Genomic DNA, 13,548 nt, shown 5'->3' on the forward strand with positions numbered 1-13,548 from the left:
CCCATGACCACCGCCCCCCTCGACATCGACCTCACCAGCACCGAGTACCGGCTCAACCCGTGGCCGCTGTACGCGCAGCTGCGCGACGAGGCGCCCGTCCACCACGTCCGCCAGGGCAGCTGGGACGGCAGCGACTTCTACATGCTGAGCCGGTACGAGGACGTATCGCTCGCCCTGCGCGACAAGAAGCAGTTCTCCTCGCAGATCCGGCAGGAGGACTACCTCAACCTCCCGATGCTGGTGAACCGGGACGCCCCCGAGCACACCCGGCTGCGGCACATGGCCAACCGGGCGTTCAACGCCCGTCTGGTGCGCACGCTCGGCGACTGGGTGCAGAGCATCGTCGACGAGATCATGGACGACGTCCTCAAGCAGGACCGCGTGGAGTTCGTGGAGACGTTCACGACGGCCCTGCCGCTGCGCATCGTCGGAGGCATGCTCGGCATCCCCCTCGACCGCAAGGCGGACCTGCGCCGCTGGTCGCAGGCGGTGATGAACGCCTTCGCGGTCGCCGCCGGCATGGACCCGGAGGAGGCGCCCGGCTTCTTCGAGGACCTGATGGAGTTCGGCGGCTACATGGAGCAGCTGGCCCGCGCCCGCAAGGGGCAGCCCAACAAGGAGGACATCCTCGGCGAGCTGGTCGCCCAGCACGAGGAGGGCGACCTGACCCGTGACGAACTGGTCACCATGGCCTGGTCGTTCGTCGCCGCCGGGCACGAGACCACCATGAACCTGCTCGGCGGCGGCATGCACATGCTGCTGAGCGACCCGGACCTGGCGCGTCGGCTGCGCCAGGAGCCCGAGCTCACCGGCGCGTTCATCGAGGAGTACCTGCGCCTCTACAGCCCCACGCAGTGGCTGCTGCGCCGTGCGAAGACCGACGTCGAACTGCACGGAACCACCATCCCCGAGGGCGAGTTGGTGCACGTCCTGATCGGCTCCGCCAACCGCGACCCGCGCCAGTTCGAGAACCCCGACGTCTTCGACCTCGACAGGCCCAACAAGGGCAGCCACATGGGCTTCGGCGCGGGACCGCACTTCTGCCCGGGCGCCGCGCTGTCCCGGCTGCTCGCCGAGACCGCGTTCCGCACCTACTACACCCACCTCGACCGGTTCCGCCTCGACCCCGCCGAGGCGCCCCAGTTCCGCACCTGGCAGGGCTCGTACGGCATCGCGCGCATGCCCCTCCTCGTCTCGCACTGAGCCTTCGAGCCGAGTCCTCGCCCTGAGCCTTCGCGCCGACCACACCACTTGGGGGACCTTCATGACCACCACGACCTCTTCGCCCACGGTGCTGCTCGACCGGTTCGAGCGGCATGCCGAACGGCAGCCGTCCGCTCCCGCCTACACCTTCATCGCCGACGACGGCAGCAAGCAGGCCACCCTCTCGTACGGCGATGTGCACGCCGAGATCCACCGTGTCGCCACCGGGCTCCGCACCCGGCTGCGGCCGGGGCAGCGGGCGCTGCTGCTCCTGCCGGAGGGCGCCGACTTCATCCCCGCGTTCCTTGGCTGTCTGCGGGCCGGAGTCATCGCCGTACCCGCGTACCCGCCGATGCCCGGCGACTCCCAGCAGCGGATGCGGACGCTGCGGTCGATCGCCGCGGACTGCGAACCGGCCGCGGTGATCACCCCGCTCGGCCCCGACGAGGCGGCGGCCGTCCGCGGCATGGTGCCGGAGCTGGCGGACGCCTGGTGGACCTCGGTGGCCGGGCTGCGGGAGGCCGGAGACGGCGGCGGGCCGCTCGCGCACCGCCCGGAGGCCGACGACATCGCGTTCCTCCAGTACACCTCCGGCTCCACCTCGCTGCCGAAGGGCGTGACCGTCCCGCACCGGGCGCTCGCCCACAACGAGGAGTCGATCCGGGAGGCGTTCGGGCACGAGGAGGGGCTCGTCGGGGTCGGCTGGCTGCCGATGTTCCACGACATGGGCCTCATCGGGAACGTCCTCCAGCCGCTGTGGGTGGGCGGCCACTCCGTGATGATGTCGCCGATGACGTTCATCAAGCGGCCGGTGCGCTGGCTGCGCGCCATCTCCGACTTCCGCGCCGCGTCCAGCGGCGGCCCCAACTTCGGGTTCGAGATGTGCGTGAACCGGATCCGCGAGGCCGACTGCGAGGGCCTCGACCTGAGCAGCTGGCGGGTGGCGTACAACGGCGCGGAGCCCGTACGGGAGCGCACGCTGCGCGAGTTCGCCGACCGCTTCGCCCCCTACGGCTTCGACCCGGCCGCCGCCTACCCCTGCTACGGGCTCGCCGAGGCGACGCTCCTGGTGACCGGCGGCAGCCCCTGGGACACCCCGACGCGGCTCACCGTCGACGAGGAGGCGCTGCGCGCGGGCCGCGCCGAGCCGACGGAGTCGTCCGATACCGCTCGGACCCTCGTCAGCAGCGGGTTCACCTGGCAGGACCGCGAGGTCCTGATCGTGGACCCGGACACCGCCGAGCCCCTGGAGCAGGGCCGGGTCGGCGAGATCTGGATCGGCGGCCCCGACCTCCCCTCCGGCTACTGGAACAAGCCCGACCTGACGGCGGAGACCTTCGCCGCGAAGCCCGTCAGCGGAGGCGGCGGCCCCTACCTGCGCTCCGGCGACCTCGGCTTCCTGCACAACGGCGAGCTGTACGTCACCGGGCGCCGCAAGGACCTGATCATCGTCGGCGGCCGCAACCACTACCCGCAGGACCTGGAGCTGACGGCCGAGGAGGCGCACCCGGCGATGCGCTCCGGCTATGTCGCCGCCTTCGCCGTGGAGGACGCCGACGGCGGCGCCGAACGGCTCGTCGTCGTGGCCGCCGCCCGCAAGGCGACCGGCGACGCCGACGCGGTGGCCGCCAAGGAGGCCGAGGTCGGCCGCGCGGTGCGCTCCGCGATCGCGGCCGAGCACGGCATCACCGTGGACGACGTGGTCCTCGTCGGCCCGCACGCCGTGCCCAAGACCTCCAGCGGAAAGGTGCAGCGGCACGCCTGCCGCGCCGCGTACCTGCGCGGCGCGTACGCCACGGACACCCCCGCCCCGACCCTCGACACAAAGGACGCGCAGCGATGAGCACACCCACCACGACCCCCGCCGCCATCAAGCAGACCGAACGCCGGCTGCGTACCTTCATGACGACGCGGGTCGCCGAACTCCTCAAGGTCGCCCCCGACGAGGTGTCCCAGGACGCCGTCTTCCGCGACCTGGGCCTGTCCTCCGTCCAGGTCGTCGAACTGGCCGCGGAACTGGAGGACTTCAGCGGCCGGCAGATACCGGCGACCATGGTCTACGAGTACCCGACGATCGCGGACGCGGCGGCGTACGTCGCCCGCCAGTGACGCCCCCGACGCCGGACCCGGCCCCGGACATGGCCCCGGACATGGCCCCGGATCCGCGCCCCGCCCCCGGCAGCCGCATCGTCGCCCTCGGCCACCACCTGCCGGACACGGTGCTGACCAGCGAGGAAGTCGCCGAACGGCTCGCCGTGGACGCCGAGTGGATCGCCACCAGGACCGGCATCCGGGAGCGCAGGATCGCGGGCCCCGACGAGACGGTCGCCGACATGGCGACCGCCGCCGCCCGGCACGCGCTCGACCACCTGCGCGCGGACCCCCGCTACGAGGGCGCGGCCGGGGCCGTCGACACGGTGATCGTGGCGACCGCGAGCGCCGAGTCCACCATGCCGACCGTCGCCTCGCGGGTGGCGGCCCGGCTCGGACTCGACCGGCCCGCCGCCTTCGACCTCAACAACGCCTGCGCGGGCTTCTGTCACGCGCTGGCCGTGGCGGACGCCCTGATCCGCGCGGGCACCAGCGGCGGCGTGCTCGTCGTCGGCGCCGACAAGTCCAGCGACTGGCTCGACAGGACCGACCGGGACACCGCGGTGCTGTTCGCGGACGGCGCGGGCGCGGCCGTGGTGCTGCCGCACGAGCGCAGGGCCGTCGGCCCGGTGGTGTGGGGCAGCATCGGGGAGCGCGGCGACCTCATCACCATCGACCCGGAGCTGCGGGTGCTGCGCCAGGAGGGGCGCGCCGTCTACCGCTGGGCCGTGGGCCTCGGCGGCGTCGCCGCGGAGATCTGCGACAACGCGGGCGTCAAACCGGGGGACTTGGCGGCCTTCGTGCCGCACCAGGCCAACCTGCGGATCGTCACGGCGATCGCCGACCGGCTGCAACTCGACGCCGCCGCGCCCGTCGCCCGCGACGTCACGCACACCGGCAACACCATGGCCGCGTCCATCCCGCTGGCCCTCTCCCGCATGTCGGAACGCGGCGAACTACGAGAAGGCGGCGACGTCCTCCTCTTCGGCTTCGGCGCCGGACTCGCCTACGCCGGCCAGGTCGTGAACCTCGCCCCCACCCACCCCTAGGACCGGACCCCGCCCCGCCCCGCCTCCCGCGCGCTCGGGAGCCGGGGCCGGTCCGGCGGTGCCGGGGTCTCGCGGAGGCCCGGCCGCGCGCGGTGGCCCGTTCCCGACCGGCGCAACAGATCCTGCGCCACCGTCCCGTGGGCGTCAGGCTGCCAGTGATCCGACCGGAGGTGTGGGCATGGCAGGCGGCGCACGGACGCGACGTGTACTTCTGGGGGGCCTCGTCCCCCTGCTGATGGTGGCCGCGACCGCGTGCGGCGCCGCCACCCGGACCGACGCCGACGTCGGCGCCCACCCCGAACACCGCCCCTCCGGCGCCCCCTTCACCCACCCCGGCGTCCTCGTCGGCAAGGCCCAACTGGCCGCCGCCCGCGACCACGTGACCCGTAAACAGCAGCCGTGGCTCTCCGCGTACAAGGAGATGAGCGGCAGCAAGTACGCCGACCCCGACTACGAGGCCAAGCCGTACGCGACCGTGGAGTGCCCCTTCGACGCCAAGGCGGGCCAGGGCTGCGTGGAGGAGCGCGAGGACGCCATCGCCGCGTACACCCAGGCCCTCCTGTGGAACCTCACCCACGACAAGGCGCACGCCGCCAAGGCCGTCGAGATCATGGACGCCTGGGCCGACAAGGTCACAGGCCACACCGCCGACAACGCCGGACTCCAGGCCGCCTGGGCCGGCACCTCCTGGGCCAAGGCCGCCGAGCTGATGCAGTACACGTACAAGGACTGGCCCGACGGCCAGGAGCTGAAGTTCCAGCGGATGCTGCGCGAGGCGTACCTCCCCGAAGTGCGCGGCGGCTCCGCCGACTTCAACGGCAACTGGGACCTGGTGATGGCCGACGCCACCATGAGCATGGGCGTCTACCTCAACGACCAGTCCGCCTTCGACCAGGCCGTCCGGCACTTCCGCGCCCGCGTCCCCGCGTACTTCTACCTGTCGTCCGACGGGAAGCTGCCGGTGAAGCCGAAGGGCGGCGGCATCGACAGCCCGGAGGAACTGCGGACGTACTGGTTCGGGCAGAAGACCTTCAAGGACGGGCTCGCCCAGGAGACCTGCCGCAACTTCAAGCACGCCAGCTACTCCCTCGCCGCCACCTCCCACATGGCCGAGACCGCCTGGCACCAGGGCGTCGACCTGTACGGCGAGGTGAAGGACCGGCTCGCCGCCGCCCTCGAATTCCACTCCAAGTACCAGCTCGGCGCGAAGGCCCCGGCATGGCTGTGCGGCGGGAAGGTGCGAAGGGACATGGGGCCCGACACGGAGGTGGGGCTCCAGCACCTCCAGGGGCGGCTGAAGATGGACCTCCCGCAGACCGAGAAGCTCACGCGCGCGCAGCGTCCGGAGGGCACCGACGACCTCTTCGTGGCGTGGGAGACGCTCACGCACGCCACGTCCGCATGAGGCCCGTGGCAGGGGCCGCGTAAAGCGATTCGCGTTCACTCCCCCTGATGGCGTACAGTTGTGAACACAACGGCGCGGGGTGGAGCAGCTCGGTAGCTCGCTGGGCTCATAACCCAGAGGTCGCAGGTTCAAATCCTGTCCCCGCTACTAACGGCAGAGGCCGGAATCTCATCGAGATTCCGGCCTCTGCTTATTTGTGTGTCCACCCGTACGGCCCACCCCTGCTCGCCCCCGCGCCCCCGTGCGGGAACTCTTGGTGAGACGCCGGAAGCGGGCAGGGACGCGGCAGGAGACGAGTGGTGGGGCAGCGAGAAGGAGGAAGCAGGGGCAGACGGCGGCGGCAGCCGTCCGAGGCGCCGAGCACCCGGCTCTTCCTCCGGGCCCTGCCCCTGCTGCTCGTCGTCGGCGGCGCGATCTACGAGTACGCCACCCCGAGCGGCTTCCCCGGCGCCCCCCTGTTCAGCGCGGCGCCGCTGGTGGCCGCCCCCTTCTTCTCGCTCGGCGCGACGGTCCTGGTCGGCGTCGTGTCGATCGCCGCGATCGTCGCCGTGCACCTGCGCTTCACCAGCAGCCTCGACTCCGTGTTCGTCACCGAGATCGTCACCGTGGCCACCGTCTGCCTGCTGGCCTGCCTGCTCAACCGGATCGTGCGCCGCGGCTACGAGCAGCTGGCATCGGCCCGCGAGATCGCCCAGGCCGCGCAGTTGGCGGTGCTGCCGGTGCCGGCCGGGCGGCTCGGCGGATGCGTGATCGCGGCGCGCTACGAGGCCGCGCAGGCCGACGCGTTCATCGGGGGTGATCTGTACGCGGTGCAGGACACCCCGCACGGCGTCCGGATCATCGTCGGCGACGTACGCGGAAAGGGCATGGGCGCGGTCGCCGCGGTCGCCGTCGTCATCGGCGCGTTCCGGGAGGCCGCCGAGCAGGAGGGCTCCCTGGAGGCGGTCGCCCAGCGCCTGGAGCGGGCGCTGGCCCGTGAGGGCAACCGGCGCAGCGGCATCGACGACTTCGAGGGCTTCACCACCGCGGTGCTCGCCGAGATCCCGCACGGCGTCGAGCGCGTCCGCGTCCTCAACCGCGGCCACCCCGCGCCGCTGCTGCTGCTCGGCGACGGCACCGTACGCGAACTCGGCCCGTGCGAGGCGGCGCTGCCGCTCGGCATGGGCGAACTCGGCAGCTGGCCCGACCGGGCCACCGAGGCGGAGTTCCCGGCCGCGGCGACGCTGCTGCTCTACACCGACGGGCTCTCCGAGGCGCGCGACGCCGGTGGCCGTTTCTACGATCCGGCGGTCCGGCTCTCCGGGCGCGTCTTCCCGGGGCCCGAGGAACTCCTCGCGGCGCTCGCGGAAGAGGTGCGCGCGCACACCGGGGGCGGGTCGAGGGACGACATGGCGCTGCTCGCCGTACGACGGTCGTCACTCTCCGCATAACAATTGACGAACCGTCAGGGAGGGGGTCTCCTCCGGCCGTCAACCAAGTCGACCCGTTCTGCCCGTTCTTGGATGGTTAAGTCCAGGCCAAAGTCGTGAACGATCAGTGGGAAGCGCTTGGAATTACTGTCTGCTGTCTATTAACGTTCGATAACGCAGCGCGGTCGTCCCAGCCGTCACAAGAGTCGGCTCCGTGCGCACACGCTCAATCCCGCAAGGGAACCGGGGAACCACCAACTTGGGGTGAATCGGGCACTCTTCCTGTCTCAGGATTCCTGTCTCAGGATTCCTGTCTCAGGGGTGCTCGTAGGAGACCTTCCTGCTCCGAACCCGTCAGCTAACCCGGTCGGCGAAGGAAGGAAAGGAGAGCGCCCCAGTGGCGTCGAACCGGCCTGCCCCCGAGTTCTTCTACGGCCCCGAGGATCACATCGGAGCCGAGCAGGAGACCTGGGAGGAGTGGAACCCCACCGAGGAATCCGTCTCCCCCGTCCGCGGCAGGCACCGCGTCGCGCGTCAGCGCGGCGGACTCGCACGCAGCTCCACGGTTCTGGGCGTCGGCGTGATCGCCGCCGTCGGCGCGGGTGGCATCGCCACCGCGCAGGGCGGCAAGCCGCCGGTCCACATCTCCATGCCCGATCTGTCGGCGGTCAAGGACTCGCTGCCCGAGGCCAAGTCGCTGCCGGGCGTGGGCTCCCTGATATCCGACGGCTCGGACTCCGACTCTGGCTCCGGCGCCACGGCCTCCCCGCTGAGCGGCGCCGGTGTCACCCAGGCCGAGGCCGCCGAAGGGCAGTCCGGCGCCGGTGAGGCGCTGCGGGCCCGCATCATGCAGCAGGCCGAGACCCAGCAGGACGCGGCCGACGCCACCGCGAAGCAGGCCGCGGAGGAGGCAGCCGCGAAGGCCGCCGCCGAAGAGGCCGCCGCCAAGCAGGACGCCGCCAAGGCCAAGGCGCTCGCCGAGAAGAAGAAGGCCGAGGCGGAGGCCCGCCGCAAGGCGGAGGCCGAGCGGCTGCGCAAGCTCGCCGCCAGCTTCAAGCTCCCCGTCGCCTCGTACACGATTTCCGGCACCTTCGGTCAGCCCGGCTCCATGTGGTCCTCCGGCTACCACACGGGCCTCGACTTCGCGGCCTCCACCGGTACGCCGATCCGCGCCATCCACTCCGGCACGATCACGGAGGCCGGCTGGGCGGGCGCGTACGGGTACCGCACGGTGCTCACCCTCGACGACGGCACCGAGCTGTGGTTCTGCCACCAGTCCTCGCTCAATGTCAGCGCGGGCCAGAAGGTCACGACGGGTGACGTCATCGGCCGCGTGGGCGCCACCGGCAATGTCACCGGACCGCACCTGCACCTGGAGGTGCACCCCGACGGGCAGTCCACCGGCGTCGACCCGGCGTCCTGGCTGCGCGGCAAGGGGCTCTCGTTCTGAGTTCCGCGGGTTCCGCGGGTTCCGCGGGGTTCCGCGGGATTTCGCGAGGTTCCGCGTAGGGAGGCGGGGGACGGAATACCGTATTCCGTACGGGTGTTGAGGTGAAGCATGACTTCCTCCTCCCCCTCTCTGCGCAAGCTCGGCGGCTCCGACCTCGAGGTCTTCCCGCTCTCCCTCGGCGGCAACGTGTTCGGCTGGACCGCCGACGAGGCCACCTCCTTCGAGGTGCTCGACGCGTACGTCGCCGCGGGCGGCAACTTCATCGACACCGCCGATGTGTACTCGGCGTGGGTGGACGGCAACAAGGGCGGTGAGTCGGAGACCGTCATCGGCAAGTGGCTCGCGGGGCGCGGCCGCCGCGACGACGTCCTCATCGCCACCAAGGTCAGCCAGCACCCCGAGTACCAGGGCCTGTCCGCCGCCAACATCAAGGCCGCGGCCGACGCCTCCCTGAAGCGCCTCGGCACCGACCACATCGACCTGTACTACACGCACTACGACCACACAGAGACGCCGGTCGAGGAGATCATCGGCGCCCTCGACGAGCTGGTGAAGGCGGGCAAGGTGCGGCACATCGCCGCGTCCAACATCTCCGCCGCGCGCCTCCAGGAGTCCCTCGACCTCTCCGACCGCGAGGGCCTCGCCCGCTACGTCGCGCTGCAGCCGCACTACAACCTCGTCTCGCGCGACACGTACGAGGGCGAACTCCAGGACGTCGCCGCCCGCGCGGGCCTCGCCGCCGTGCCCTACTACGCGCTCGCCTCCGGCTTCCTGACCGGCAAGTACCGGGCCGGTCGGCGGGTGGACAGCGCCCGCGCCGAGAAGGCCGGCGCGTACGGGGAGACGGAGCGCGGCCGACGCGTCCTCACCGCCCTCGACGAGATCGCCCAGGCCCACGACGCCGAGATCGCCACGATCGCCCTCGCCTGGCTCGCCGCGCAGCCCACGGTGGCGGCGCCGATCGCGTCCGCGCGCGTGGTCGAGCAGCTTCCGGCGCTGCTCGCGGTGGCGGACGTGGAGCTGACGGAGGCGGAGCTGGACCGGCTGACGGCGGCGTCCCGGTAGCGGTGTCTTCAGTAGTGGCGTCTCAGTAGCGGTACGGGTTGTAGTGCGGGGCGTTGTACGGGGAGGTGCTGTACGGGGAGGTGCTGTACGAGGAGGTGCGGTACGACGAGGTGTTGTACGCGGGCCCCTGCGGCAGCGGGCCGGCGTACATCGGCAGCCCCCCGTACATCGGCGGCAGCCACATCGGCGCCGCGATCTGGGAGCCGTACGCGAGCGCGGGGCGCGCGTGGCCGCGGCGCGCCCACAGCGCGTCGAGCAGCTCCCGCTCCCGTACGACGAAGTCCGCGCCCGCCTTGCCCCTGCGGCCGCGGTGGCGGAGCAGCGCGAGGGACGTCGCGTACGCCTCGTACTCGGCGACCGCCGTCGCGGCCGGTCTGCCGCCGTAGTGCGCGGCGAACTCGCGGGCCAGGCGCCGCGCCTTCAGCGAGCCCAGCGCGAACGGGTCCGGCGGCGCGAGCCAGCCCGCGGCGACGTACGCGGGCAGCTCCCGGCGGACGGTGCGCAGCTCGCGCTGGCGGATGTACACCGCGAGCCAGGTGATGAGGCCGAACACCGGCACCATGAACGCGGCGTACACCGCGAAGAAGCCGTACTCGCCCAGCGACGACGAGCCGTTCCAGAACGCGTGCATGCCCATCGCGGCGAGCAGCCCGGCGAGCGGGAGCGGCATCCGCCGCAGCCGCCCGTGCCGGGGAGCCATCGCCGCGGCGATCCCGAAGCCGATGCCGGTGAGCACCGTGAACAGGGGATGCGCGAACGGCGACATCACGATGCGTACGAAGAAGGTGGCGGCGGTGACCGAGGTGAGCCCGGGTCCGGTCCCCGACAGCTGGTCGGTGCCGAAGGCATTGCCGAGGTAGAGGATGTTCTCGGTGAACGCGAAGCCGGTCGCGGTGATCCCGGCGATGACGACGCCGTCGACGATCCCCGTGAAGTCCCGTCTGCGGAACAGGAAGACGAGCAGCACGGCCGCCGCCTTCGCGGACTCCTCGACGATCGGGGCTATGACGGTGGCGCCGAGGGTGTCGGCGCTGGACGGATCGGCGGTCGCGGTCTCTATCCACCGGGTCGCGAAGCTGTTGGCGACGATCGCTATCAGCGCGGCGGCGCAGGCCCCCCACGCGAACGAGAAGATCAGATTCCGCCAGGGCCCCGGCTGCACGCGGTCCAGCCACCGGAACGCGGATATCAGCAGCGGCACCGGCAGCACGGCGAGCCCGAGCCCGACCAGGAACCCCTCGGTCCCGGTCTGCTCCCGCACCAGCGCGAGGATGACCGCTCCGGAGACCGCGAGCAGCATCGCCAACGCGGTCGCCCGCACCCCTTTCCGCTCCCACCACCGCGGATGCGGGACCGCGCCGCTCGGGTGTGCGCCGAGGACGTGGTCCTGCCGATGCGGATAGGCGGGAAACGAGGCCACGGATTGACCCTAACGAGGGACGCGGCCCGCCGCGACGGGGCGCCGGGGGCTCGATCAAGCCCCGCCGGCGATTGAGGCGCGGGGTCCGGGGCAGCGCCCCGAGTCCGCAACACCGATGCCGGTGCGGGGCCGGAGGCCTACCGGCGGCGGAACAGCAGGTCGTGCACCACGTGGCTCTTGTCGAGGCCCTTGCCCTCGAAGCGGGTGAGCGGCCGGAAGGCGGGCCGCGGCGCGAACCCGCCGCCCTCGACCGTGTTCTCGTAGTCGGGGTGCGCCGTGAGGACCTCGAGCATCTGCTCGGCGTAGTCCTCCCAGTCCGTCGCACAGTGCAGGACGGCCCCCGGCTTCAGCGGCCCGGCCGCGAGCGACAGGAACCCGGCCTGGATCAGCCGCCGCTTGTTGTGCCGCTTCTTCGGCCACGGATCGGGGAAGTACACGCGCAGCCCGTCGAGGCAGTCGGCCGGCAGCATGTCGCGCAGCAGCACGATCGCGTCGCCGTTCGCGACCCGTACGTTGTCGATCCCGGCGCGGTCCGCCAGGTTCAGCAGGTTGCCCTGGCCGGGCGTGTGCACGTCGATCGCGAGGATGCCCGTCGTCGGGTCGTCCTGCGCCATCTGCGCCGTGGCCTCGCCCATGCCGAAGCCGATCTCCAGGACGACGCGGTCGACCCCGGGGAACAGCTCCGCCAGGTCGAGCTCGCGCTTCCCGTCGATGTCCAGCCCCCACTTGGGCCACAGCCGCTGCAGCGCCTCCCCCTGCGCGGTGGTGACCCGGCTACGGCGCGGCGTGAACGTCCGGATCCGGTGATCGTTGTGCAGCCCTCCCGAGGGATCGGGCCGGGGCCCATCGGGAAACCGGGGCTCGCTCTTGGAGCCCGGGGAAGGGGCGGCGGGCGCGGGCACGGGCACGGATACGGGGTTCTCAGGCGACTCAGACACAGTGCCCCCGATTTTACGTTCGCCCGCGACCAGACCACCTCCGGCCGACCACACATCAAGCCTCGGCGGCGAATGACCACATTCAAGCTTCGGCGGCGATTGACCACATTCAAGCCTCGCCGGCGATTGAGGCGCGGGGTCCGGGGCAGAGCCCCGATCTTTCAAGCCTCGGCGGCGAATGACCACATTCAAGCCCCGCCGGCGATTGAGGCGCGGGGTCCGGGGCAGCGCCCCGCGACGCCACCGCCGGTCCGGGCCGAACTCACAGCAGGCCCAACACCCGCCCCGCAATCTCCCGCCCAATCGGCAAGGACGCCGTCGCCGCAGGCGAAGGCGCGTTCAACACGTGAACCGCCCGCTCACCCTCCCGTATCAAAAAGTCGTCCGCCAACGCCCCGTCCCGCAACACCGCCTGCGCCCGCACCCCGGCCGCCACCGGCACCAGGTCCCCCGACTCGACCCCCGGCACCAACCTCCGCACCGCCTTCGTGAACGCCGACCTCGACAGCGACCGGTGAATCTCACCCGCCCCGTACCGCCAGTGCCGCCGCGCCATCCGCCACGCCCCCGGCCACGCCACCGTCCCGCCCAGCTCCCTCGGCCGCACGACCCCCCACCCGTACCCCTCACGCGCGAGCGCCGGCACGGCATTGGGCCCCACATGCACCCCACCGTCGATCCCGCGCGTGAGATGCACCCCGAGGAACGGAAACGCCGGATCCGGCACGGGATACACCAGGCCGCGCACCAGGTCCGGCCGCCCGAGCTCGAAGTACTCGCCCCGGAACGGCACGATCCGTATCCCCGGGTCGTCCCCGGTCAGCCGCGCCACCTCGTCGCAGCGCAGCCCGGCGCAATTGACCAGCACCCGCCCGCGCACCACGTCCCCGCCGCGCGTCCGCACTGCGACGCCCCGGTCCGCGCGCCGGTCGATCCGCACGACGTCCGCCCCGTACCGGATCTCGGCCCCGGACTCCTCGCCGAGCCGCTCCGCGACGGCCCGGTAGTCGACGATCCCGGTGGTCCCCACGTGGATGGCGGCGAGCCCGCGCACGTGCGGCTCGTACTCCTGGATCTGGGCGGGCCCCAGCTCGCGCACCGGAATCCCGTTCTCCCGCCCGCGCTGTACGAGAGCGTGCAGCCGAGGCAGCTCGTCCCGCTCGGTCGCGACGATCAGCTTCCCGGTGACCTCGTGCGGAATCCCGTACTCCGCGCAGAACTTGACCATTTCCGCGGCGCCGCGCACCGCGAACCGCGCCTTGAGCGAGCCGGGCCGGTAGTAGACCCCGCTGTGGATGACCCCGCTGTTGCGCCCCGTCTGATGCCGGGCGGGCCCCGCCTCCTTCTCCAGCACGACAACGCGCGTCCCCGGCGCCGCGCGCGACACGGCATACGCGGTGGAAAGCCCAACAATCCCCCCACCGACCACCAATACGTCCCCGTCATACTCGGCCGCCCCCACGGGCCTCACCTCCACTCCCGACACATCCAGCATCCTGCCCGACCCCACTGACATCC

The 13,548-nt window shown here is 72.0% G+C and carries 11 protein-coding genes, 1 tRNA gene and 1 riboswitch; of the genes, 9 read left to right on the forward strand and 3 right to left on the reverse strand.

The features are described 5' to 3' along the window. Nucleotides 1–3 precede the first annotated feature (3 nt). From RBJ65_RS14580 to RBJ65_RS14620, 9 genes are all read left to right on the forward strand, one after another. Complete coding sequence (locus RBJ65_RS14580) at nt 4–1,203, forward strand: cytochrome P450 (RefSeq protein ID WP_306323701.1); 1,200 nt, start codon at nt 4–6, stop codon at nt 1,201–1,203. Nucleotides 1,204–1,264: 61 nt separating this feature from the next. Further along, on the forward strand, nt 1,265–3,046 hold the full coding sequence (locus RBJ65_RS14585; RefSeq protein ID WP_306323700.1) for a fatty acyl-AMP ligase: 1,782 nt from the start codon (nt 1,265–1,267) through the stop codon (nt 3,044–3,046). Continuing rightward, nucleotides 3,043–3,312, forward strand: coding sequence for an acyl carrier protein (locus tag RBJ65_RS14590; RefSeq protein WP_306323699.1), 270 nt, complete (start codon nt 3,043–3,045; stop codon nt 3,310–3,312). The genes RBJ65_RS14585 and RBJ65_RS14590 overlap by 4 nt, the downstream gene beginning before the upstream one ends. Beyond that, complete coding sequence (locus RBJ65_RS14595) at nt 3,309–4,343, forward strand: beta-ketoacyl-ACP synthase 3 (RefSeq protein WP_306323698.1); 1,035 nt, start codon at nt 3,309–3,311, stop codon at nt 4,341–4,343. Before RBJ65_RS14590 ends, RBJ65_RS14595 begins: the two co-directional genes overlap by 4 nt. Before the next feature lie 178 nt (nt 4,344–4,521). Further along, the gene (locus RBJ65_RS14600; RefSeq protein ID WP_306323697.1) at nt 4,522–5,748 is read left to right on the forward strand and encodes an alginate lyase family protein; all 1,227 of its coding nucleotides are present in this window, start codon (nt 4,522–4,524) and stop codon (nt 5,746–5,748) included. 73 nt (nt 5,749–5,821) lie between these two features. Then, nucleotides 5,822–5,895 (forward strand) — tRNA-Met (locus RBJ65_RS14605). A 152-nt stretch (nt 5,896–6,047) separates the two neighbouring features. Continuing rightward, nucleotides 6,048–7,178, forward strand: a complete 1,131-nt coding sequence (locus RBJ65_RS14610) for a PP2C family protein-serine/threonine phosphatase (RefSeq protein WP_306323696.1) — start codon at nt 6,048–6,050, stop codon at nt 7,176–7,178. Nucleotides 7,179–7,370: 192 nt separating this feature from the next. Then, a riboswitch (cyclic di-AMP (ydaO/yuaA leader) is annotated at nt 7,371–7,547 on the forward strand. Nucleotides 7,548–7,554: 7 nt separating this feature from the next. After that, on the forward strand, nt 7,555–8,607 hold the full coding sequence (locus RBJ65_RS14615) for a M23 family metallopeptidase (protein WP_372341457.1): 1,053 nt from the start codon (nt 7,555–7,557) through the stop codon (nt 8,605–8,607). 108 nt (nt 8,608–8,715) lie between these two features. Beyond that, on the forward strand, nt 8,716–9,672 hold the full coding sequence (locus RBJ65_RS14620) for an aldo/keto reductase (protein ID WP_306323695.1): 957 nt from the start codon (nt 8,716–8,718) through the stop codon (nt 9,670–9,672). A 22-nt stretch (nt 9,673–9,694) separates the two neighbouring features. On the opposite strand, the gene RBJ65_RS14625 is transcribed toward RBJ65_RS14620, so the two are convergent. The 3 genes from RBJ65_RS14625 to lhgO all read right to left on the reverse strand — a co-directional run bounded on the left by RBJ65_RS14625 (nt 9,695) and on the right by lhgO (nt 13,525). After that, entirely contained in the window at nt 9,695–11,092 is a 1,398-nt protein-coding gene (locus tag RBJ65_RS14625; RefSeq protein ID WP_306323694.1) for a PrsW family intramembrane metalloprotease, read from the reverse strand. 137 nt (nt 11,093–11,229) lie between these two features. Continuing rightward, on the reverse strand, nt 11,230–12,000 hold the full coding sequence (gene trmB / locus RBJ65_RS14630) for a tRNA (guanosine(46)-N7)-methyltransferase TrmB (RefSeq protein ID WP_306323736.1): 771 nt from the start codon (nt 11,998–12,000) through the stop codon (nt 11,230–11,232). A 292-nt stretch (nt 12,001–12,292) separates the two neighbouring features. After that, nucleotides 12,293–13,525, reverse strand: coding sequence for an L-2-hydroxyglutarate oxidase (gene lhgO / locus RBJ65_RS14635; RefSeq protein ID WP_306323693.1), 1,233 nt, complete (start codon nt 13,523–13,525; stop codon nt 12,293–12,295). Nucleotides 13,526–13,548 lie beyond the last annotated feature (23 nt).

The organism is Streptomyces sp. KL109B, from assembly GCF_030766935.1.
Classification (GTDB): Bacteria; Actinomycetota; Actinomycetes; order Streptomycetales; family Streptomycetaceae; genus Streptomyces.